Source organism: Pedobacter sp. AC190, assembly GCF_979258025.1.
In genome coordinates, this window is record NZ_OZ409824.1 from 3,046,390 (window position 1) to 3,071,136 (window position 24,747).

Consider the following 24,747-nt stretch of genomic DNA (forward strand, 5'->3'; position numbering starts at 1 on the left):
TGATCATTTGCTGATTTTATGTCAAATCTAATTGCCTACCAAACTCTTATCACAGATTTAATTTTGATATCTAAAACCTAGTACTAACATAATCGAGCCTAAAATCTGAAAAGCTAAAAAAAAGAATGATGCTGTTTTCTTTTTAGTGGTCATTTTATCCATCCATTGAATTTTTAGTTGTCGATTTTCTGGAATTTTTATATCCGCCGTTTGTACGAAAGCATATAGTGTATTTAAGTCGGTCACTTGTTGAATGGATGCTGATAACGCATTTGTATTATCCACAAACTTTTTTTCTTCTTCTTGATTTCTTAATAATTCGACATTAGATGAAATAATCTTACCCATTCTGTATTTTTCCGCAGCCGCTTGAATAAAACCAGGTTGATATCGGTGCTTTGTTAAGCTATCTTGGCTTTGTAGTCCAAGATATAAATTTTGGTATTCCAATGATGTTCTTGTCATTTCTGAAAAGTCTCTATTTGCTTGATCAAATTGTTTTGTTTTTTCATCCCACGTATTGTACATAAACATTTGTATTGTGAATGACAAGAAAAGCAAAAGGCTACCAAAAACATTCAGTTTTTTTGATAGAGCTGGTTTGCTCTTTGTCCAATCAATTTTTATCAATTTTTTCATTTGTGTTTACCATTTAAATGCCCTATGAAACTTAAATATATGCTTAGTTTAGAGCCTCAGTTAGTAGTAACCAGTACAGTTTAGCATAATTAAACTATAGCGTGCTTAAGATAATCTTTTTGAGTGGTCAGGTGGTTAGAAAAATTCATCATCAATTATTACTTTCGCACTCTAATGCCGTTGTCTTGCAAATCTAATATCGCTCTAAGTTCTGGCATATCCTTTCCTTTGGAAGAGCAAAAATCTAATAAATCATTTTCTATCCCACGGTGAATAATTGCAGCCTTGTCAGATATAGAATGGATTTTAGCAAGCAGTTCATTTTTTATAATTCCGGCATTAAAATCCTCTTCGCTTCCACAGATAACTTTGTGAACCAACCAATTCCTTTGCTCTAAAAAAGCATTTAGCTCTTCTTGTAATGATAAATTATATAGCTTCTCTTCGTTTGCAATTTTGATAGCCTGACCTAAAGTATATCGCTGTTGTCGTTTTAAAAATCCGTCAGCTCGTTCTTTTGTTTCTTTAGGATTCATTTTAAGTGTAATTGAATGACTCAAAGCTTGTTCAACTACTTGAGTCTTAATTAAAGCTTCTCCTAAAGATGTGTACAAGTTAATTTCATCAACGTTTGCCGATATTTTTATGATATTTTCTTTCATCTATTATCTAAAAATTTAATCAATTTCCATATTAAGAGAAGGTTTTTAATTCTGGATATTAAACTACAAAATATACCAGAGGAATCCAATTTCATCGAAGCATTCAAATAAGATCATAAAAAAAATATTGTGCTTCAACTATTTAAAAAATTTATGATGCTTTATTTTCTTTTGCGATTTTCTTCCTCGGAAAATTTTTCCAATAATTTTGATAGGCAGACTTTTCACTGTATTTGAATGCTAACGGATGTCCGCTATTGCCAACTGAAATATTATTTAAAATAATATTTGGCTTTAAGACACTTGGCATATTTGCTCCATCAAGCGCAGGATTGAAGTAGAATTTTTTTTGCTTCTTTTTATAATTACTTAAAATGATCTCTGTTCTATTAAATTCATCCGTAATTGATTTTTCAAAAAGGTGTACATCTGGATAGATTCCTTGATCTTCTAGTGTAGAATATATTATTTGTAATGATGAGATTGTTGCCAAAAGTTCCCTCTGATTTGGGAAATCATCTCTTTTGTGTTGAAGCTTGTTTCTAGTTTCTAAAACCTTTCCTCTACCAAATTCTGACACGATACCTTTGATGCAGTTCATCAGAGCTTTTAGTTCCGATGGTTTTATATCGAATAGCAGTTTTTTATGTTCAAATGGAAAAAAATTCAATGGCGCATTTTCATAATATTCTGGAAACTCTGATTTGGGTCGGACATATTTTTCTTGTTCAGATAATAACAAATCACACATTTTTGAAAGTGATAACAAACCCGTGATCAAGGGAAACAAGGTATTTTTACCAGATTTGTCGAGTTTCAAGAATTCACCGCTTGTATACTCAAAATTATCTAAAGTTTCGACCATGAAATCCCTGGCATCATCGTATGTGTATGAAAATTTTGTATCTAGATAATGGTCAGATAGCAATGCCCAAGTGATGTAAGACAAAGCTTGTTGTAATGTATCTTCAACTGAAACAAATAAATTGACACCGCTGCTTCTTATTCTTGCTTTGTCCAATTCATTGTATTTGTTTGATTCCAAGACATCGGCTTCAAAAATTGAAAGGTTTTCATATAAGCTACTTAAATACAGTGGAAATATGTTAATATTGAATCCAAGTTTCCATGCAATCTTGTTTATTAGTTTTTCTTCACTCATACTGTCTTTTGGAATCTCAAAGTGTCCAAATAGATTCTTAAAGGCTTTTTCAAGTTGCACTCTTCCGGTGAAAATAGTTTCTTTAATAGCAAGAATGGGCGTTTTAATAGCTAAGTATCCGTTTAAAGCTGCATCGATACCCATTTGATTGTCAAAGTCGCGAAGATTCCATTCTAACTGTTCCCTATAAGGAGACTCAAAATTCACGTCCTTTATTAGTTTTTTCAACCTATTGACAGCCATTCCTCTGGTACGAAAGTTTGTTCTGACACCAAGGGTACTACATTGTAAAAATGCGTCGTAAAAGCCATAATCTTTTGCAACGTGAGATTCTCGAATTTCTGTATTTGGAATAATAATGGATTCTTGTTCCAATAATCTTTCTATAGTATTTATAATGACTTCATCAGTTTCAAGCATTATCAGACTTAAACACTCAGATTTATTGATCTTTTTCAAAATTTCAGTAGCAGAACCTTTCATAATAGATTTTGGAAAGCTAGCCCGAATACCAAAATCTGTAATAAGTGTATTTAAAATCAGCTTATGCTCCTCTAAACCAAATGAGTTTGCCAATAAATCAATTAAATCTCTTTGATTATTGGGATTGTAATACGTTTCTTTATCAGTTTCCTTAATGAACCCTCTGATATCCATAGTAATATCGTTGATATTAAAATCGTACAAGGAATCTAACATCTCAGATAATAGACTCTCACTGTCATTGTTCAGTTTTGCTATATGAAATGTCGGACACGATGGGTCTGAACAGTGCCAAAGGTGTAGCTCTAAACTTGGCACAGCCATTCGTTCTTGTTTGCTTTTCATTAATCCATAAGGGCTGATGATTATGTCGTCAATTTGAAAAACTCCCTTAAGCTGCTTTTCTAGTAATTTTTTAGTTTCAGTAAAAGTTAACGATAGTTCCTGATCATGAAATTCGTCGAAATATCTATCATAGAGATCTCTACCATGATTCCAAATAAATTTTATTTCTTCACTAACAATTATTTTGGACACGTCCGAAATAATTTTCGAGATTTCAATCTCCTGAAGGTTAAAATAACATTCTTTGTCGTAGAGATCCATAAGAAAGGTTAGGTAAACTAGCCCATCACTTTCTAGAGAGTATTTTTTCTGTAGTTGTCGAAATCTTTTCTCGCCGTATTTACTCAATGGGTAACCAAAACTATAATTATTTAAAGATACTTCATCTAGGATGATTGCACTTCTTAATAATTTTGAAATTACCAGTAATTCAGAGAAGTTTTGTTTTAAAGTTTGGTTTTTTAAAATATTCGAGAGCGTCATGATTTTTAAGGAGTGTCAGTTTTTATGTTGATTAATTTAGATTATGTTTGCCATTGCAATATATTAAATTTCATTGAAATGTGTTTAGATTTGCCTTTTTAAGGAAAGAATGCTCGCCCATTTTTACAAGGTTCAGTTCATCTTCAGCAAAATATAATATTAGCCTGGGTGTTTAACCCAGGCTAATAAATTTTACATCATACCATCATCAGCAAAACTGTAGTAATTTTCATTGGTAATTATTAAATGATCCCAAACCAAAATCTCTAATAACTTACCACCTTCTTTTAACTGATTTGTTAATTTAATATCAGATTGGCTTGGTTGTATATTTCCACTTGGATGGTTGTGGCATAAAATTATAGCTGATGCATTAGCTTTTAATGCGATGGAAAATATGATTTTAGGATCAATAATAGTTCCACTTACACCACCAGTTGAAATGTCAACTAAACCTAGAACTCTATTTTGTCTGTTCAACAGAATCATTTTACTCTGTTCTAAGAACTCTATTTTGCCTAAGTCCCATTGTTCCATTAGCAACTCATAAGCTTGCTTAGATGAAGAGATTTTAGGCCTTTCAGATGCTTTGTAATCTGGCTTGTAGCTTACTTGTACCTCAGCTACTTTTAATGTTTTCTGTACCATAAATATTTAATTAATTATGGTACTTGAGCAAACTTTCAACTCAACTAAATCAAGAAGCAACGGAATAAATGGGTTATGAGTTAGGTGGTGCGTTTATGCCGGAATTTCTTGAAATGTGTTGAGGGGAAAGGTTAGTTTTGTTTGAATAAATTATATCTCCTTGTTTTTTGATTTTGTTATTTGCTTACGAGGCTTTTTTTGAACAGTTGTTTCTGTTTTTGTAACTTCAGTTGCTTTTTCTTCTTTTAGTTTAGGTTTAACTACGTTTACGAGATTATTATCATCTGTTCTTAAGATATTACTAGCGTAAGATGATATGCTGGGATTAACCATGCTTACGAGATTATTATCATCTGTTCTTAAGATATTACTAGCGTAAGATGATATGCTGGGATTAACCATGCTTACGAGATTATTATCATCTGTTCTTAAGATATTACTAGCGTAAGATGATATGCTGGGATTAACCATGGTTACGAGATTATTATCATCTGTTCTTAAGAAGTTATTAGTGTAAGGTGATATGTTGGGATTAACCATGGTTACGAGATTATTATCATCTGTTATTAAAAAGTTATTAGCGTAAGACGATAAATTGCCTTGGATATAAGCGCTAACAGTTTCATTATTGCTTACGAGATAATCTGATAACATATGAGATCTGTCAGCATGATAAATACCATTATTTTTATAATAATCTTTATTTATAAGGTCGGTAATTTTTAAAAATGTTTCGTCAGATTTTCTTACTTCCTCAATTTCCGATATTGACTCCTCTTTAACTTCCTCCACTAGTTTACGCTGTTTTGCAAAATGAAGAAAACTATCAGCGTTATAAATTAAAATTCTATAGCCAGTCAAATCATAAAATTCTTTGATTAACTCTTCTCGCGGACCAATGGTTTTACCATTTTCAATTTTCCACCAATCTTCCTTTCTATCATCCGTTACGAAAATTATTTGTTTTTTATTTTGCTTTGAATAGTTAATCATTTCTTTCCAAATGATTAAATCACCATAAATATGTCTATCGCCTTTTTTCTTTTTCGTTTCCAGGTCTTTGTACCCAGGAGGGATAGATTTATCATACCTCTCTTTACCTTCTTTATAAATCTTATCTAAATCTTCATTTGATATTTCTTTACCAACTTTCTCGTCATAAATTATGGTTAATTTGTCTCGTATATCATCGCTTTTACTAAAATTAGGATGTTGTTTCTGTTGTTCCTGTAACTCAGATTTCAGTTTGTTTCCAAAATCATCAGCAATCTTTTTTAAGCTTTCAATTTCAATAGAAGGGTGTCTGGAGAATTGGTTCAAAATATTACTAAAATTCTTAGAAACAATTTCATCAATAGATGAACTAAGAGAGGAATACGAGTTCTTCAAGCTCTCAATTACATTTATCCTATTAGATTGGTATTCAAGACCAACTTGATATGGCATATATAATTTGTCTTTAATTTTATCTATAACGGATAAAAAATCGTTACGTGTAGATTCAGAATATCTATAAAGGTTCAATAATGCGTTAGCATCAAATATGATAATGGCAGAATTCCATGCATTATCAGTTTCCTCGAATGAGGCTTCATAAAAACCGAAAAATTCTTTTTTCATAAATTGTTTCCAAAGTCAGTAGTGAGCGTTGATTAAATTAGGAATGGAAAGACCTGTACGGCGAACATACTAATTCTTTCTAAACTTTCTAAATTTTCATAGAGATTTAGAAGTACGATGAATTGGTAAAACTCTACATTTTATGTAATCTATGTTTGAGTTGTTGGCTCACCGCCTGCGAACTGAGAAAATGTGTGAGAACTGGTAATTGCGTAGCAATGAGGTTCGATCTATGTTTTAACACAAGCGAGTGGCAAGATATTTGAATAAATATCCTGACAGTCGTAAAGCATTTTCGATTACGCAGGTGAGCTGAAAAGTGGAATGCGATTAGATTTATCCAGGATGAAGCGAAGCAAATCCTAGATGAAGATAGAGAAAGCATTCATGAGGCAACCGCTTGCTCAAAAGAAAAACCATGACAGAATGAAATGATGGCGTGTTTGTTTTTCGTGAGCTTAGTCTTGCCGAATACCGATCTTCCTACCTTATCCCACAGACTTTTGCTAAGAACCACTGACAGAAAAGTAAAGCATTGCCCCCTCATAAAAATGCAGTATAGAATCCATAGCACCACATAAAGACTAAACCCTCCCTTTCTCGCTGTAAGCCACTAAATGAGAGAGGGAGGGAATTAGGATGTGATTTGTTATTATGCTTTTAAGGTTAATCCAACTTTTATTGACTGAGTCCTATCCTTTTGTACGTTAATCATAACAAGCTTGTTCAAAAGGTTCGTTTTATTATTTTGAAAAAGAAATATATGATTGCCCTCCTCCTCATTGTAAATGGAAATATTAGGATGTGAATATAAAAAAGCTAAAATCAGATTTAGTTGATTATTATCTCTACAACCAAAGGCAATTGTGAAATCAATTTCGGGTATTTTTGAGATGCCAAGTAACGCCACTTCTAAAGGACCCCAATTATCAGTTTTTAGATTATATTGAATTAAAGAGCGTAGGTTGGGGTCTTGATATGTTTGCGTGGTTTTTGAATTATAATTTGCATAATCTTCAATTTGATTAAAACTGTAGCCATCTTGAAAAATCATATTAAAAATTTTTGAGCATGATAAATTACTGGGGAATTTTAGCTCTGGGAATAAGAAGCAATTCTCTTCCGATAATATTTCTGACATAAATTTAATTTTAATTGTCCTTTACAAAACGAATTGACCTCTTTTCGGTTTGTAATGTTGTTATCCCATCACCATTAGCAGTAGTATTATAAATCATCCCTCTTAAACCGGCAGGTTGGTCTTTACTATCATAGCTGTTTGTTGAAACCTCAAAAAGTAATGGATAGGGGTTTGATCCTGACTGAATTGTTGTTGAAGTCCAAAATGAAGCGAGTACGCCTTTGTCAGAATAACTTTTAATGCCAGACTGACTAATAAATAAGTAGCCAGTCGCTTTTAAATTTAATCCTGTTGTGTTTGTTCCTGCAAATGATGTATTGTTCCATCCTGTTGTAGACATAAGTTTTTTGGAAGCATCTGCATCATTATAAGTATCAGTTCCATCAACTTTAGTCCCTACGTTTGCCATTAAAATTTTTACATCAGCTTCTGTTGGCAATCTCCATCCAGTAGGTAAATTGGTAAGTGCTTTTACTTCTGGCCAAGAGTAAAGTTTTCCTAATGTTGGATCATTTGCGCCATCATTGTAGTTTACTCCACCACCACCATTGTAGTTTACAGTTGTCCATGTTTGATTGCCAATCTTTACTGTTGAATAAGCTGTTCCATTAATTGTGATTTCATTTTTGGTGGGTTCGGGTTGTGGATCATCAACAACACTTTTTTTGCATGAAGCTACGATCAGTGTGGATACTGAGAGCATTAGAATTAGAACTTTTTTCATCTGATTTTAAATTGTCCGATTGCCCCAATTCGGTATTATTAATTCGATGAGGAGGGACTTGCCTCAAAGTTGTTATTAATTACATATTAATTTTTACGGTAAACCGTAAAGCAATTTATGTCCCTACCAATTTTCTATAAACGAAATAAGCGTGGGAACGATAACCTTAATCTGAAATGAGAGGTACCTAGGAGAACCCGCACAAACAGATAGGCATCGCCCCACGCTTATTTGCATGAGACGTTACTCTAACTGTCCTTGTTTGTGCTTTGAAAATTTCCTAGGTTTCCTCTGTTACAAGAACTTTAGTTAACGCTTATATAATATTTTACTTTTTCCGCTTTTCTTCTATAATTTCAATTTTCTCAAATATAGCAAGCAAGATTAAATAAAGCACATTGCTGTATCTTATTTTTTAAGATGGTTGTTGTTCAACGGTGTAAATGCTTACCAAATCGGTTTCTCCTTCAACTATTCTTCTGTAAAAGAAATTATGAATATCCATTGGCATGTAATTTACCCTCATTGCATATTGAATATCAAATTCAGTATTTGTTGAATCAGTTATTTTAAAAGCACTTCGTAACAACAAATTAGTTAAACCGCTACCAAACTTTTCAAGACCATTTTCATCTATTGAAATAAAGATGTAAGATTTTCCCTCCTTACTATTACTAAGGGTAACGTTCCAGAAATAGCTTATAAACTCTCTCACTAAGTTGGTGTTTTGTGGATCTTTACAATGCTCAACAGATAAATGAGTTCTGTATTTAGCAAGTTCAAATTTTCTTAATAATTCAGAAGCTTCTTTTGTAATTGCAGTATAGGCTTTTTCTACTGCATCATTGTTTTGCTGTAATTCAGCATTGATTAGTACCAATTTGGTTTTCGTTTGATTTCTAGTTTTTGTTTTCATTTTTAAAGAATTTATAAGTGAATAATTATTGATTTGCATTTTAATGGCTTGTAAACAGGCTGTTCTCAAGTTTTTAGGCATAAAAAAACCACGATTTATTGTCGTGGTACGTTGATTTTGGAATGTATTTGAGGAATGTTTTTTCCTTGGGGCTATACTGCTATAGTATATTAAAAACAACTGAAAAGGAGTTGTATTTGTATTGCCAGAAAAATTGTGGTGTAGAACCAGTACTCCTGTTTAATTGTCAGAAATAAGTTCATTGGAAGTTTTGCCCTCATAAAGATTCAGGGAGAAGAGTTTTCCTCAAATAAAAGGAAGGGGGTGATATTCTATACTGGGGGTGTCTTTAAATCAGACTTGAAATTTTTTTCACATATTTTTTTTGGCGTCACCTTTACTTTTATGAGGGTTTATAATCACTAAAAGCACCAATAATATTAGTGCTAAAAGTGTATATCCAAAAAATATAGAAGGGTCTTAAATAAAGGATTTCATGAAAAAATTGGATATGACTTAAAAAGAAATAAAACCTTTGATTTTCCAGATTTTTAAACCATGCTGATTTGAGGTTCTTCTCGCGTCATAGTATCGTTTTATGTGACTTGGTCTCGCTTTTTCTTCAATCCCAAAATCGTTATATATGAGTTGAAATTGAGAACATATTAGCATTTCGGATGGTGCGTCATCTATATTAAATAATGCTTGGATTTTAGTAATTAAATTAGGATTGAATCGATTATCTTCCTTTTCTTTTTTAGCACACTGCTTTTTTATCTCAGACTTATTGAATTGCAACTCTACCAGTTTCTCGAATCCAAGTATAGTATAATATTTAAAGATATCAGGATACTGCTCACCAATGATTTGATTTGACCTTCCAAAATCATATCTGATTGTTCCTTCTTCCAACTGGGCATCATTTGCGTAAAGTATTTCTGCAATGTTTTTAAGGTGCTCATTAGCTGTAGTTTTCAGCTTTGTTGCAATTATTTGTTGGTCAGTAACATTGAACGGTTTGGATTCTATAGTTGGTTTGAAAAAATTACTTCTCAAATATGCTTGATTAAGTTTATTCATGTACGGATAGTAACTGGTTATTTGTTGATCCATAAGGTAGCCATCAACTAAATAAGAGTCTAGTTCGCCACTTTCAGCAATATATGAATGTATAAATGACCCTTTCATCGCTTGTTCCAATGTTACTATAGAGCCTTCTTTGTTTGAACTATCTCTCATTTCCTCGAAAGATTTATATGTATCGTGACTATCTTTCAAAAATGATATTGCCCTATGTTGTTCTTTCCACTCTATCCCTGCGGCAAAGTTAGATATGTGTACTATGCTTTTAACGCCTTGTCTAAATCGACCAACTATCTGAATGCAGTCTGAGTATGGGTCTAACATTGAAAATGCTTTTCTCAGAATATCGGTAATCATTATGACTCTTGGTTTTTTGGACAATTCATCAATATCCACAGCATTGTAAAACTTGCATGTTAAAAAGTTGTACTTGGTAAAATCGCCTAATTCAGTGCTGACATTTTCGAAATTACTGTCGACTAATTTTACCTTGCTTTTTTCGGCACAAAAAACTTTGCTACTCGATTGAATTTCCAAAATTTCAATAATTGCTTGTATTAATTCAACACTATTTAAAAAGATGAACACTTTGTCATCTCCCGATTTATCAAGTTCTTGCTTTAATGCCGAGATAATATTGTTTGTGTCAATTAAATTAATTTTTTGTTTAAACTTAAATTTCGGCTTAACGTATAATCTTTTGAAGCCATTCAGTTCGAACCGTTTATCGGATGGAACAATAGCAGTTGCCGAGATCATTGACTTCTTTTTAAAATTAAAAAAATCATTTACTGGTATTACCAAGTTATATCTAAAATCTGCGTCTTTAATAATTTTATCGCATTCATCTAGTAACATGAAGAAATCATTGAACAGATCGAAAGAAATATGGTCTTCAATAGCAGGCTTTACCTTCGAAATATAGGCTTCTGGTGTGCATAATATTTTCTTGTAATCCACACATCCATCTAGATATTTTGTAACATCTTCCTGTGAAACACCCTCGTAAACTACGAGGATGTTAGGGTATTTTAGTTCCCCATTTGTCAATTTGGCTTCTTTTTTACCTTTGAGAACAGGTGTGTTAGGAACGATAATTATAGAGTGACGTTTATAGATCAACGCTTCTCCGTGTGTTGCGCCAGTACCGCATAATTTCTTAAATATTATGTAATTGCTAGGCGTTTCAGTTTTGAACATCTCTGTGTCGGTTAGATACTTTGTTCGAAGGGCTACATTTACTCTTTCCATCTTAGTATCCTCCTTTTTTTTCCTTAGCTTCTTCAATTAAAATATCGATATCTTTAGAAGTATCAAGATTTAAATCGAAAGCATTTAGTTTCACACACGCATTGATATGTTCAATCTGTGCAATGAAGGCGGAACGACATTCCCAAGTTAAAGTGAAAGTTCGGATTAATGAATCCCAGATAGCAGAGTTAATTTTAATTTCTTGACCAATGATGTTTTTTGTATCTAATGGATTATCTCCAGTTTTAAAAGATTCAAGTTGAATAGTAAAAACATCTATTGTATAAATGTCGCCAACTGATTTTTTCCATTTGCAATTAGCCATTTCAGCAGGCTTACCTAAACAAATTCCTTTGTAAACTGAAACGATTTGATAGAAACCTTCTCTTGGGCAAAAGCTGCTTCTTCCATTTACTTTGTTTGCCTCATATTGGGCTTGAATTGTGATATTATTTTCCATCTATTTTGTTTTATAATCATGCTTAATTGCCTGATTGTTGAACAAAAGTAGTTGGACGTGGAAAGGTGTAGGGAAATAGAAATTCGAGAGTTTTCTGTGTTTTTATTTCCTTTATAATCAGTAGTTTAAGATTTGTAATTTCGAATAATCGTGTTAATGTAGTCTTTAGGTTCTGAATCTATTTTCTCTGTATTCAGATGTTCTAGAGTTGCTAAAACATCAAACATAAAATTTGCCAAAGCATCGGTCATTTTTACCCCATCTGGAGTTTTGAGATGTGTATGAAGTGCAAGAAAAAATTGTAGGTTCTGGCAAAACTCAACGTACCTTTTATTGGTTAAAACATTGTAGCTTTTGGCTTTCAAATTTGAACCCGCTCTCAAGTTTTCTATTCTAAGTGGGGGTTGTTTTCCAGTTATATTGAGGCCAACAATTGATTCTTCCCAGACCTCCCCAAAAATACCACCTGGATAATTTCCCTTTTCAATAGCATCAGTAAGCGTCTGACACATCCATTTAGATATCTCTTCATTTTTAATAAAGTAGTTTTTAGAATTTGGTCTGTTTGCTGTACCTGTATTGACTTTGACTCCAATTTGAAATAGAGGGTTATCCTGTGCAGTCTTATAAGCTAAAAAGAAATTTGAAACATCAATTGCGTTCTCAATATGTTGATGTCTAAGCATATCATCGATTAGCTTTTCGCCTAAAATCTCATCCTCTTTAAAAATAACAAACAGTAATTCTTCTGTATGTTCAACTAAATTATATTTGACAAATATTTCTTTCAAGCCATTGGTGTAGCTATCATACTGTTCTTCACTTATTACAAGTTCAAGCTGAACATAGCCTCGCTTTTTATGCTCTGGGATTTGTCCTTCCCATATGTAGCTTTTTATTTTATTTAGATCAGGATAAAGTTTTTTAAATACCATTAGATTGAGAATTTATCTCGACTAAGATATTGAAGAAATATTTACCTGAATATTTATGAGGGCAGAAGTTTTGAGAATATCCAGAATTTAGTTTAATTCCTTATTTTAAGGGGAAGGTTTAGAATTTGGATATTAATAGAAATAGCGAAGTTTAATTTTGCCACTTCGCTATTTCAATTTAGCGTCGATAATTATAAAGTTGGCATCACATCTTTAAGATCTTCATTTTTAATAGCCGCTAGCCCTCTTAAATATTTTAAGGTAACAATCATGTCAGAGTGTCCAAGTAGTTGCTGCAATATGTGAAGGTCTTTAGTTTTATTATAAACCTGAACAGCAGCTGTATGTCTGAAAGAGTATATCGTTTGGTTTTTTTCAATTAAACCTTTCTCAAACATTTTTTTAAAAATTCTAGTCCATGAAGTGCTAAAATAGTATTCATTTGGTATTTCGGTGGTTCTGGTAAAAATGCTGTCATTTATATTTAGGTCTTTGATTATAGGCAGAAGCTCGTTCCTAAGATAGTCTGGTATATAAACTATTCTAATCTTTTTACCCTTATTCTCCTCTCCTGATAAATGAATTTCTCTACAGTCATTTTTAATATGGCTCAATTTTAGATTTCGAACTTCATGATGAGGGCGTAAAAATGTTGAGTAAGTTATTAAGCAGCACAAGTACAAATTTTTGTGTGTGTCCTTCAAATAATTTAAAATTGGATTGAGTTGGCCAGTCTCATATATCTTATGAAGTTTTGCGTATGATCTCATTTTATCACTATCCTGAACTACCGTCGTTTTGTATTTTAGTTGTTTGTTTATAGTGGAAAATAACACTCCTAAATCTCTCCGTTTGTTCATATAGTATGTTCCCGAGGAAGAGTAGTTTGATAAGAATTCGTCTATTCTTGTTGAGGTAATATCTTCGATTTTGCCACAAAGCTCGTCATTCGTCAAAAATGCTTTAAATTGCTCATGTATCGTTCTCAAGTTCACCTTGTACTTTCTATTTATATTAGACTTAACCTTCTTATTCAAAGCATTATCAAGATGATCTTTTGTCGATATATAATTCTGTTCAATTGTTGTAAGAGGGGTGAAACTCTTTGATTTATTGAGGTATGTTTTATTTTCTAGCGCTTTCGTCAGTTCATATTCTAGCCGCTTTAAAAGTTGATATCGTTCTTTAATTGATTTGGCTCTATTCGGCTTGACATCTAATTCAATGCTATCGCCTGTGTATTCTCTAATACGCTGCCCTTTGAAATAGAAGACGATGTAACTTCTTGTTTTAAGATTGTCTGAAGTAACAATTCTTGGGAATGTAAAATCCATGTGTAACATTTGCTGACGCGCGTCACTTAATATTACTCTAAGAACTTATAGATATTATAACCCTACAAAACAAAAAAGCATTGCTTTAGCACAATCCTTTTTCTTTCGTATTGATTATGAGGCTGATGTAATGAGGTTACATCAGCTTTTTTAATTTATATTTGAGTATAAATATTTTGACTCCTTAGCTCAGTTGGTAGAGCAACAGACTCTTAATCTGTGGGTCCAGGGTTCGAACCCCTGAGGGGTCACTACAGAAAATTAATAAAATTAATCATTGCAATAAGCTTCTCCAACCTGGTAACTCCCTTTCGATTTCATCGGTACAACTTCGCCCGTCTCTAAATAAACTTTATATATAGGCTGTCCGTCCGCTGGAGAGGATTCGGTACTTATAGCTGAAATTACACCGCATATTTTCTTTTTGCAACCAGAGGTTAAAATGCCACAAAAAAACAATGCAATTAATATTTTTTTCATTTGATTAGAAGAATGCCCCAAAATTAAATAATTTAAAATACCTATCGGCGGGTATTTTTACCTTTTTTTTTAAGGGGTAAAACAGGCTTATTTTCCATTACGGCTTAATATAGAGTGGTATATAACGTAAAAGCAACACATTAATTACATCTAAATGCCTGATAAATGCTGCTGTATTTTCAAATTTGTTTGTAACCTTGTGGAATATTAATTGACCTAAAATGAAAAAATACTTTTCTCTGATTGCACTCGTAATATTTTTTATTTCTGTATCGCACGCTCAAAATAAGCCAGCTTTTTACGATGATGTGCAAACGATTAAGAAGTACGATCAAATGTTTAAACCACCAGTAAACCCTGTATTATTTGTTGGGAGCTCTTCTATCAGGAAATGGGATGATTTAACACAGGTTTTTGCAAAGTATAATGCGTTAAACAGAGGAATTGGTGGTGCAGTTATTAATGATATTACCCGTTATTTAAATGATATTGTTTTCCCATATAATCCACGTCAGATTGTACTTTATGTAGGAGAAAATGATGTAGTTGATGATAAAGTGAATGCCGATACCGTTTTGAATAGAACAATTACACTTTATAAAGCAATAAGAGCTAAGTTGCCAACCGTTCCAATTGTTTACATTTCTATAAAACCTAGTCCAAGTCGCGATAAGTTTCGGAATAAGGTTATCGGTGCTAATGCCTTGATTAAGAAATTTCTTTCTACAGAAAAAAACACAGTATTTGTAGATATTTTTCCTTCGATGCTCAAAGATGGAGCTGGAAGAACCGAACTTTACGTGGGTGATATGCTCCACATGAACGCAGTAGGTTATGCCATTTGGAGAAAAGCAGTTAAGCCTCATTTACTCAAATAAGAGCTACCTAAAACCGAAGGTTAGAAAATTAAATTTTATATATTTATTATTGTGTAAAATCCTTCCTTTCTAACCATGAAGAAATTTCTGCTTTTTATTACTTTTTTTTCTTTTTCCTGTATCACCTATGCCCAGGATTTACTGGGGATTCCGCAAGTTGTAAATTATAATAACGAACAATACAATGGAGGAATGCAAAACTGGGATGTTCAGCAGGATAAAAATGGCATTCTTTATTTTGGAAACAATGAGGGTTTACTCACCTTCAACGGACAGTTTTGGAACATTTACCGATTACCAAATTTTACTTCTGTACGTTCAATCGGTATCGATTCTAAAAACAGGATATATATAGGTGCACAAGATGAAATCGGTTATTTCTTTCCTGATAGTCGTGGTATTTTAAAATACACGTCCTTACTTAATCTTCTTCCCGAAAATCTTCGAAAAATCGCCGATATCTGGGATATTTCCATTTTAAATGATGAAGTCTTTTTTCGCTCCATAAACGTAATGCTTCATTATAAGGATGGCGCTATGAAAACCTATAAACCAGCAGAAACCTGGTCTTTTTTAGGTAAGGCGAATAATAAAGTTTACGCTCAGGCAAAAAATGTTGGCTTATTTGTTTACGATAAAGAGGTATGGAAGCCCGTTTGTAGTGATGATGTTTTAAAAAAATCTTCCATAACATCAATTTCTAACTACAATGGCGATACCTTGTTGGTATCTACATTAAAAAAGGGATTTTTTCTGCTCTACAACAACCAGCTAAGTACCTTAAAAACTAAGCTCGATAATGTATTCTTTAACGATAGAATTTTCTTTGCAAGTCGGATTAACAAAAACCTTTATGCCGCTGGAACCACCTCTGGAGGCGTTTATTTGATGAATAAACAAGGCGATCTGGTGCAAAAGTACAACTACCGCGAAGGGCTGCAAAATAATAATGTTCGTGGTATTTTATTAGATCATGATAAAAACATGTGGCTGGCTTTGGATGATGGAATTGCTTACGTCGCAATTAACAGCGCCATAAAAAGTATTTCTCCCGATCGGAATAAGCAAATTACCAGCTATGCTTTCAGAAAAATAAACCAGAATGTTTATATAGGCACCTCCAACGGACTTTATACAACGAAAATTAATACAAGCGCTAAGGATTTAAGTTTATCTATATCGGGCTTTGAAGAGGTAAAGAATACAAAAGGACAAGTTTGGGGCTTAGATGAGATTAATAATCAATTAATAATGGCGCATGAAGATGGTGCGTCGGTTATTAATGGAAATGTAGCTACACCAATTTACTCACTTCCCGGTACCTGGATGTTTCAGCCATTAGAAAATGTTTTTCCAGCTAAGAATATTCTCTCTGGCACTTATTTAGGCCTGCAGAAAATAAGCTTTGCAAATGGTAAATTTATAAGCGAAGGTAAAATTGAGGGGATTTCCGAAACCTTAAGATTTATCGTTGTGGATAATAACGATAACATTTGGGCCTCTCATCCGTACCATGGAGTTTATAAAATAGAATTATCGCCCGATAAGAAAAAAGTAACCAAAACAACATTATTTACCGATAAAAACGGCCTTCCAAATCGGTTATACAATTACGTTTACCATATAAAAAACCATGTTGTTATTGCAACAATAGACGGATTATACGAATATAATCAAGTACAAAATAAGTTTACTCGATTTAAAATGTTTGGAACGGTTTTAAATGGCATCTCGATTCAGTATTTAAAGGAAGATAATAATGGAAATGTTTGGTTCGTAAGCAATAAAAAAGTTGGTATTATCGATTTTCACAAACCTTCTGGTTCAAATGCTTTTAGTGTTTTCTATTTGCCAGAGTTAGATGGAAAGATAGTTGGAGGATTTGAGTCTATTTATACGCTTGATGATGAAAACGTTTTTATAGGCGCCAACAAAGGGGCTTATCATATTAATTACAATAAATATTTAGATAATATAGCAAAACCAACTGTTGTAATTGGTAACATTAAACTACTCGGACCGAAAGATAGCACGGTATTTGGCGGCTATTTTGTGAAGAATGGGCAAATGATTGCCAGGCAGAACTTATCGAAAATTCCAGAATATAAAAATGCGTTAAACTCCATTCACTTCGAATTCTCCTCTACTTTATTTGAGCACGAAAAAAACACAAAATTTAGTTATCAGCTGGTTGGTTTTGATGATGGATGGTCTGCCTGGAATGGTAAAAGTGAGAAGGATTATACCAACTTGTCTGCCGGGCAATATAAGTTTAATATTAAGGCCCGAACCGATGTTGGCAACGAATCAGAAATCGTAAGTTATAGTTTTGTAATTCTACCCGCCTGGTATAACACCATGTGGATGAGGCTTGTGTACCTGGTAATTTTTGCCTTGCTTTTAAGAATGTTAATCACGTGGCAAAAAAAGAAGCACATAAAGGAACAAGAGCGCATGAGCTATCTCCACCAGTTGGAAATTGATAGAAGCGAGAAGGAGATTGTACGTTTACAAAATGAAAAGCTGGAGGCCGATGTTAATTATAAAAACAAGGAACTTTCTACCATGACCATGCATTTGGTTCAGCGTGGAAAGGTCTTAGCCAAAATTAAAGAAGTAATTTCTTCTGTGATCAAAAATCACGATGATACGCTCAACGAAAACTCCCCAAGTTTCAGACATCTTATCCGGTTAATTAAAGATGTAGAGAAAAAAGATCAGGAACTGGATCATTTGAGCGTACACTTTAACCATGTTAATACTGCTTTCTTTAATAAGCTGAAAGACCTTTATCCCGATTTAAGTCAGAACGATTTGAAGTTTTGCGCCTACTTATGTATGAACTTATCTTCAAAGGAAATGGCGCAACTAATGAATGTTACCATAAAGGCTGTCGAAGTAGGCCGTTACAGGTTGAGAAAGAAACTTCAGTTAAAGCCAGAAACCAATCTGTACGAGTTTTTAATCGAGATTTCAAGGCAGAAAACGTCATAATTTAACCTTTTTTAACAATTTTCATACGAGTTTTTCTTTAAATATTAAATAATTGATAATCAGTTACTTGTATTTGTGTAGTAGTGCTTATGTAGTGCTTAAAGTAGGGTCTTATCAATAGAAAATTAAGCTTTGTAGGGTTTGTGTAGCACAAGAAAATTACACAATATTAAATCCCGTACATAGATTTGAATTGAGTTGTGGCACCAAACCCAAACTCAAACTAACCAAATATTAACTTAAAATTATTTTCTATGAGAGGAAGATTTACATTCGTATTCTTCATTTACTGTATCATGGCATTTCCGCTGGCATTATTTGCCCAAGATATTGCCGTTACAGGAAAGGTAACAGATCAGAAAGATGGAACCCCGCTTCCAGGTGTTACAATCAGAGTTGAAGGCACATCCCGAGCCGCCTCTACAGATCCAAATGGTGTATTTTCTATTCAGGCAGCGGTAGGCGCTAAACTTACTGTTAGTTTATTAGGAATGGCTCCACAAACAGTTACAGTTCCGGCAGGCGGAAAAATTACAGTTTCGCTGGCAACAGATTCTAAAGATTTAAGCGATGTAGTTGTGGTAGGTTACGGTACACAAAAGAAAAGTGTTGTAACTGGTGCAATTTCAAGCGTTAAAGCGGCTGATTTAGAAAATCAACCAACAACAACTCGTTTAGAACAAGCATTACAAGGAAGAACTTCAGGATTAACAATTGCGGCTCAGTCTGGTCAGCCAGGCTCTGCTTCAACGGTAAGGCTAAGGGGTTTCACATCATTCGGAGGCAAAAATGATCCGCTTTGGGTTATTGATGGAGTTGTGGTAGATAACGGTGGTATCGGTTATTTAAATCAATCCGATATCGAATCCATTGAAGTTTTAAAAGATGGTGCATCTGCTGCAATCTATGGAACTCGTGCAGCATCAGGTGTAATTATTGTAACAACTAAAAAAGGTAAAGCCGGAAATTTAAATTTAACGTATAACGGATATTATGGCGAAGCTCGTGCTGCAAGGAAATTAGATCTTTTAAATGCAACACAATATGCTACCTTAAGAAACGAATCTTACTTAAATGATTACACTGGAACAACACCTGTTTTGCCTTATCCAAATGCCGCATCACTTGGTGAAGGAACGGATTGGCAATCGTTAATTTTTAACAATAGTGCTGCCCGTCAGAACCACGAAGTTAGTTTAAGCGGAGGTAGCGAGAAATCTACATTTTTCTTATCGTTCGGTTATTTTAAAATCGATGGTATCGTTTCTACAGAGGTTTCTAAATTTAACAGAGCGAACATCCGTATTAACTCTACACACAAGCTTTATAAATGGTTAACCATTGGCGAAAACTTAGGTTATAGCCATTCAATTACCAATGGAATTGGAAACACCAATAGCGAATTTGGTGGGCCTTTAAGTTCTGCAATTAACTTAGATCCATTAACGCCTGCAATTATCACCGATCCAACGGTTTACAATGCGCCACCTTACAGCAATCAACCTGTTTTCAGAGATGCTAACGGTTTCCCTTATGGTATTTCAACAAGAGTTGCACAAGAGATCAGCAACCCTCTAGCAAGTATTAAAAGACAAATCGGAAATTATAGCTGGGATCATAATATCGTGGGTAACGGATTTTTAGAAGCCGAGCCAATTAAAGGTTTACGTTTCCGTTCAACTTTGGGTTCTAAACTGGCTTTTTATGGTGGTGATGGTTTTAACCCGATCTATTATTTAAACTCATCTACTTCAAATAGCAGAACACAGTTTTCAAGAAACATAAATTATGTAATTACGTACAATCTTGAAAATACATTGTCTTACACAAAATCTTTAGGTAATCATAATTTAAGCTTGTTACTAGGACAAGGTTCTTATAGCGATGGATTTAGCCGTAGCGTGAGTACAACCTTTTTTGATGTACCAGCAACAGATTTTTATTCTGCATCTATGAGATTTAAACCAGTTGCAGCAAGTAGAACATCAGATGGTAGCGAGGGTACAGATCACAAAATCTTCTCGCTGTTTTCTAGATTAACTTATGACTACAAAGAGAAATATTTGTTCTCTGCCTTAATCAGACGTGATGGTTCATCAAGATTTGGTGCAAACAATAAATACGGTTATTTCCCGTCAGCACAAATTGGATGGGTACCAACCAAAGAGGATTTCTTCCCGCAAAACGACATTGTTAATTTCTTAAAAATTCGTGGAAGTTACGGTGTTACCGGTAATGATGGTATTGGTGACTTTGCTTACGTTCCTACAGTTGGTAGCGGTAGAAACTACACTTTTGGTAATGCAAACGTTGTTAACATTGGTTATAGCCCGAATGCTTCTGCCAACCCTGATTTGAAGTGGGAAGAAACAAGATCAAGCAACATCGGTATCGATGCAACAATCTTCAAAAACGTTACCTTAACCGCTGATATATACAAAAAGAAAACAGTGGGTATTCTTCAAAATCCACCAGTACCAGGTTATGTTGGTAGTGGTAGCCCTGCAGCTAACATTGCAGATATGTCAAACAAAGGTTTTGAGTTTGAATTATCATACCGTAAACAAATTGGTCAGTTTGGCTTAAACGTAAGCGGTAATGGTTCATTTATTAAAAACACGATTGATAAATTAAGCCCAGGTATCAACTTTATCGACGATAGCCAGGCGAGTTTCCAAACTCTTGGTACCATAACACGTACTCAAATCGGACATTCATATAATGAGTTCTTCGGCTACGTAAATCAAGGTATTTTCCAGTCTCAGGCAGAAATTAATGCTTATGTTGGTCCTAACGGACAACCTTTGCAACCCTTAGCAAAACCTGGCGACATTAAATTTGCCAACTTAAACGGTGATAATGCTATCGATGCAAATGATAGAGATTTTATCGGAAATGGCCTGCCTAACTTCACTTATGGTTTAACAATTAATTTAACTTACAAAAGCTGGGATTTAACTGCCTTTGGTAGTGGTGTTGCAGGTAATGTGATTTTCCAGGGATTGAGAAGATTAGATATTCCGAACGCGAATTATTCAACTTCCAGATTAGATCGTTGGACGCCATCAAACCCTTCAAGTACTCAGCCTAGATTAACGGATGCTGATCCAAATAAAAACTTAACTAAATTCTCTTCATTGTATTTAGAAAAAGGAGATTATTTCAGATTAAGAACTTTCCAAATCGGTTATACACTTCCGAAATCAGTAACAAGCAAAATAGGTCTTCAAAAATTCCGTGTATATGCCTTGTCTGAAAATTTATTCACAATAACTGGTTATAGTGGTTACGATCCAGAGTTAGGTTCTAATAACAGTGGTAACGTATTTGGTGTCGATCGTGGTGTATATCCACAAGCTCGTTCGTTCGTTTTTGGTATAAATGCTAATTTTTAATTAATTAAAATGAAAAGAAAAATAACTTATTTAGTTGTAATCCTGGCTGGAATGCAACTATTTGGAGGCTGTAAAAAATATTTGGAGATTAATCCTCAGGAACGGGTTCTTTTAGATAATTATTACAAAACTCCCCAAGATGCATTTGCTGCTTTAGTATCCATTTATGATAGATTTGGTTTCCAAAGTGGTGGACTTTATGACAAAGTTGCCATTATGGATGCCGCATCTGACGATCAGGTTGCAGGTGGTGGTGGTCCATCAGATATTAACGACCTTCAGGTTGTAAATACCTTTACCTTAAATTCGCAAACTGGTCCACAGGGTTATCTTTGGAATAAAGGATATGCAGGTATTTTCCGTGCAAACGTATTCTTGTCGAAAATTGGTGGCATTAGTATGGATGCGACGTTAAAAGCAAGATATACAGGTGAGGCTAAAGCTTTACGTGCCATATTCTATTTTGATTTGGTTCGTTTCTTTAAAAACATTCCATTACTAACCTCAGAAGTAGATCCAAAACAGATTTATGATGTGTTACAAGTAGCACCTGCAGATGTTTATGCCTTAATTGAGAAAGATTTAACCGAAGCCATTCCAAGCCTTCCTAATACCGTGCAAGGGGCAAGTGAAGGCGGTCGCCTTACTAAAGGTGCAGCGCAGGCTGTATTGGGTAAAGTTTATTTACAACAGGCAAAATATGCTCAGGCTGCTGAACAATTTGCGCTGGTAAACGGAACTACTCCAGGACAGGCAAACGCAACTTATGGCTACAAATTACTTACAAACTTTGGCGATTTGTTTAAAGTGAACAATAAATTCAATACCGAATCGATTTTGGAAATTGTTCACTCAAATGCTTCTAACGGTGGTTGGGGCGATGCTGGAGCTTCTGAAGGTAACTTGTTAAATATTATTGTTGGTCCTCGTGGATACAAACCAGTGTTAGCCAGTGCACCTGACTATTACTCGGGTTATAGTTTCTTAGTTTTTACTAAAGAATTCTTCGATTTTATTCACTTCGATCCACGTAATAAAGCAACTGTTGCCAATTTAGATAGTCTTGAAAAAAATGGTATTGCTACATACGAAAAAGGATACCAAAACAGTGGTTACTTCTTAGAAAAAACCATAGGCAGAGTTGCTGATAAAGCGCCTACAGGACAAACCGAGTTAAACTTCCCTCAAAACTCATACGAAATCAGACTTGCAGATACTTATATGCTTGAAGCAGAATCTATCTTGCAAAGCGGTGGTGCCGTAGGTCCTGGTAGTCGTGCTTACTTATTGCTAAATGCAGTTAGAGCTCGTGTTGGCTTAAATCCAGTAGCTGTAACCATGGATAATATAATGAAGGAAAGAAGGTTGGAACTTGCAGGTGAAGGTCACCGTTTTCCAGATTTAGTTCGTTGGGGTAAGGCTGCAACGGTATTGGCATACAAAGGTTTCACTGCAAACAAAAATGAAATCTTTCCTATTCCGCAGGCAGAGTTAAATAATACTAAAATACTTCAAAACAAAGAGTACGGCGGTACTAAATAAAATATTTAAGGGGGTGGGGTTTTTTACCTGCCCCCTTTTACGCTTTTAAATTTTGCAAGAGATATTGCAAAACTGTAAAATACCGAAGCAAGGCTCATAGCTTCTGAAATTACCCTAAATCTTCTACTTACTAACCTGTTGTCATTATGAAATTAAAGACGATGAGCTATTGCTTTGCTCTTACATTAAGCTTCTCTACAGTACAATCCATTGCCCAAACCGATGCATCTTTATGGCTTACCAAAGCCGATCGTTCTGTACTTTTTGCAAAACAAAACGATGCACTCAAATTCTCGACAATTAAAAACAGCAACCCTACTATTTTAATAAATGAAAAGGAAACTTACCAGCCAATTGATGGCTTTGGTTACAGCTTAACGGGTGGAAGCGCACAGCACATTATCCAGATGTCGGCACCTGCGAGAGCTGCTTTGCTTAAAGAGTTATTTGCAACCGATGGAAATAATATTGGTGTAAGCTATATAAGATTAAGCGTTGGTGCATCAGATTTGAACGAAAAAGTATTCTCTTATAACGATTTACCTGAAGGACAGACAGATTTAAACCAGGCTAAATTTGATTTAGGGCTTGATAAAGTTGATGTAATCCCAGTAATGAAGGAGATCCTTGCTATAAATCCTAAAATTAAGGTTTTGGGTTCGCCATGGTCTCCCCCATTATGGATGAAGACAACTTATGATGCCCGGGGAGGTATGTTAAAACCCGAGTATTACGATGCTTACGCAAAGTATTTGGTTAAATACGTTCAGGAAATGAAAAAGGAGGGAATTACAATTGATGCGATAACCGTTCAGAATGAGCCTCTGCATCCTGGTAATAATCCAAGCCTGTTAATGGTAGCACCTGATCAGGCAATTTTTGTTAAAAAAAATCTTGGTCCTGCGTTCGAAAAATCAGGCATCAAAACCAAAATAATTATCTACGATCATAATGCCGATCGCCCGGATTATCCCATCACAATTCTGAACGATAAGGAAGCAAGAAAATACATCGATGGTTCTGCTTTTCATCTTTACGGTGGTAAAATAGAAGCTTTAAGTGATGTTCGTGATGCCCATCCAGATAAGAATATTTATTTCACCGAGCAAATGGTTGTAGAAAGACCAAATGCCGCAACAATAAACATTACAGGGCCCGTTAGGCGCTTAATTATTGGAGCTACACGCAACTGGAGCAGAAATGTTTTAGAGTGGAATTTAGCTGCCGATCCTGAGAATAAACCATTTACCGATAGAGGTGGTTGCCCAACCTGCCAGGGTGCAGTTACCATTGATAAAGATAATGTAAGCAGAAATCTTGCATACTACTCTATAGCGCACGCATCAAAATTTGTTCGTCCAGGCTCCGTTAGAATTGCTTCTAATGAGTTGCCCGATTTATCAAACGTAGCCTTTAAAACTCCTGAAGGAAAAAAGGTATTAATTGTAGCCAACACAGGCAAAGAAGCCACAAATTTCAATATCAGTTTTAATGGAAAAATGGTATCTGCAACTTTGGATAAAGGCTCAGTAGGTACTTACATCTGGTAAAAGTTAAAAATAAGATAATGGT

At 34.3% G+C, this 24,747-nt stretch carries 18 protein-coding genes and 1 tRNA gene; 6 read left to right on the top strand and 13 right to left on the bottom strand.

Annotated elements, in window-relative coordinates; genetic code table 11:
- Positions 1-57: 57 nt before the first annotated feature.
- The 12 genes from ACZZZI_RS13395 to ACZZZI_RS13450 all read right to left on the bottom strand — a co-directional run bounded on the left by ACZZZI_RS13395 (position 58) and on the right by ACZZZI_RS13450 (position 13,886).
- The gene (locus tag ACZZZI_RS13395) at positions 58-639 is read right to left on the bottom strand and encodes a hypothetical protein (RefSeq protein WP_463489661.1); all 582 of its coding nucleotides are present in this window, start codon (positions 637-639) and stop codon (positions 58-60) included.
- A gap of 158 nt (positions 640-797) precedes the next feature.
- Positions 798-1,301 (bottom strand): hypothetical protein, encoded by a 504-nt coding sequence (locus ACZZZI_RS13400; RefSeq protein WP_463489662.1) that lies wholly within the window; start codon positions 1,299-1,301, stop codon positions 798-800.
- Positions 1,302-1,452: 151 nt separating this feature from the next.
- Entirely contained in the window at positions 1,453-3,774 is a 2,322-nt protein-coding gene (locus ACZZZI_RS13405; protein ID WP_463489663.1) for a hypothetical protein, read from the bottom strand.
- Between the two features lie 192 nt (positions 3,775-3,966).
- A complete protein-coding gene (locus tag ACZZZI_RS13410; RefSeq protein ID WP_463489664.1) occupies positions 3,967-4,422 on the bottom strand; it encodes a JAB domain-containing protein in 456 nt (151 codons plus the stop codon).
- Between the two features lie 150 nt (positions 4,423-4,572).
- Positions 4,573-6,042: a PIN domain-containing protein gene (locus ACZZZI_RS13415; protein ID WP_463489665.1), complete on the bottom strand. Its 1,470-nt coding sequence runs from the start codon at positions 6,040-6,042 to the stop codon at positions 4,573-4,575.
- 652 nt (positions 6,043-6,694) lie between these two features.
- Positions 6,695-7,183 carry a hypothetical protein gene (locus ACZZZI_RS13420; protein ID WP_463489666.1) on the bottom strand — a complete coding sequence of 163 codons (489 nt, stop codon included), beginning with the start codon at positions 7,181-7,183 and terminating at the stop codon, positions 6,695-6,697.
- Between the two features lie 10 nt (positions 7,184-7,193).
- On the bottom strand, positions 7,194-7,907 hold the full coding sequence (locus ACZZZI_RS13425; RefSeq protein WP_463489667.1) for an FISUMP domain-containing protein: 714 nt from the start codon (positions 7,905-7,907) through the stop codon (positions 7,194-7,196).
- A 415-nt stretch (positions 7,908-8,322) separates the two neighbouring features.
- Positions 8,323-8,823, bottom strand: a complete 501-nt coding sequence (locus ACZZZI_RS13430; protein ID WP_463489668.1) for a hypothetical protein — start codon at positions 8,821-8,823, stop codon at positions 8,323-8,325.
- Positions 8,824-9,339: 516 nt separating this feature from the next.
- Positions 9,340-11,157 carry a hypothetical protein gene (locus tag ACZZZI_RS13435; protein ID WP_463489669.1) on the bottom strand — a complete coding sequence of 606 codons (1,818 nt, stop codon included), beginning with the start codon at positions 11,155-11,157 and terminating at the stop codon, positions 9,340-9,342.
- Position 11,158: 1 nt separating this feature from the next.
- Positions 11,159-11,617, bottom strand: coding sequence for a hypothetical protein (locus ACZZZI_RS13440; protein WP_463489670.1), 459 nt, complete (start codon positions 11,615-11,617; stop codon positions 11,159-11,161).
- Between the two features lie 125 nt (positions 11,618-11,742).
- Positions 11,743-12,552, bottom strand: a complete 810-nt coding sequence (locus tag ACZZZI_RS13445; RefSeq protein ID WP_463489671.1) for a hypothetical protein — start codon at positions 12,550-12,552, stop codon at positions 11,743-11,745.
- Between the two features lie 191 nt (positions 12,553-12,743).
- Positions 12,744-13,886, bottom strand: a complete 1,143-nt coding sequence (locus ACZZZI_RS13450) for a tyrosine-type recombinase/integrase (protein ID WP_463489672.1) — start codon at positions 13,884-13,886, stop codon at positions 12,744-12,746.
- Between the two features lie 178 nt (positions 13,887-14,064).
- Here ACZZZI_RS13450 and ACZZZI_RS13455 point away from each other — a divergent pair.
- Positions 14,065-14,137: transfer RNA gene (locus tag ACZZZI_RS13455), tRNA-Lys, on the top strand.
- Positions 14,138-14,156: 19 nt separating this feature from the next.
- On the opposite strand, the gene ACZZZI_RS13460 is transcribed toward ACZZZI_RS13455, so the two are convergent.
- A complete protein-coding gene (locus ACZZZI_RS13460; RefSeq protein WP_316756173.1) occupies positions 14,157-14,366 on the bottom strand; it encodes a hypothetical protein in 210 nt (69 codons plus the stop codon).
- 221 nt (positions 14,367-14,587) lie between these two features.
- Between ACZZZI_RS13460 and ACZZZI_RS13465 the strand changes: the two genes are divergently transcribed.
- The 5 genes from ACZZZI_RS13465 to ACZZZI_RS13485 all read left to right on the top strand — a co-directional run bounded on the left by ACZZZI_RS13465 (position 14,588) and on the right by ACZZZI_RS13485 (position 24,725).
- Complete coding sequence (locus tag ACZZZI_RS13465) at positions 14,588-15,244, top strand: GDSL-type esterase/lipase family protein (protein WP_463489673.1); 657 nt, start codon at positions 14,588-14,590, stop codon at positions 15,242-15,244.
- A gap of 75 nt (positions 15,245-15,319) precedes the next feature.
- Positions 15,320-18,238: a ligand-binding sensor domain-containing protein gene (locus ACZZZI_RS13470; RefSeq protein ID WP_463489674.1), complete on the top strand. Its 2,919-nt coding sequence runs from the start codon at positions 15,320-15,322 to the stop codon at positions 18,236-18,238.
- A gap of 254 nt (positions 18,239-18,492) precedes the next feature.
- Positions 18,493-21,633 carry a SusC/RagA family TonB-linked outer membrane protein gene (locus tag ACZZZI_RS13475; RefSeq protein ID WP_463489675.1) on the top strand — a complete coding sequence of 1,047 codons (3,141 nt, stop codon included), beginning with the start codon at positions 18,493-18,495 and terminating at the stop codon, positions 21,631-21,633.
- A 9-nt stretch (positions 21,634-21,642) separates the two neighbouring features.
- Positions 21,643-23,175, top strand: coding sequence for a RagB/SusD family nutrient uptake outer membrane protein (locus tag ACZZZI_RS13480; protein ID WP_463489676.1), 1,533 nt, complete (start codon positions 21,643-21,645; stop codon positions 23,173-23,175).
- Between the two features lie 146 nt (positions 23,176-23,321).
- Positions 23,322-24,725, top strand: coding sequence for a glycoside hydrolase family 30 protein (locus ACZZZI_RS13485; protein WP_463489677.1), 1,404 nt, complete (start codon positions 23,322-23,324; stop codon positions 24,723-24,725).
- Positions 24,726-24,747 lie beyond the last annotated feature (22 nt).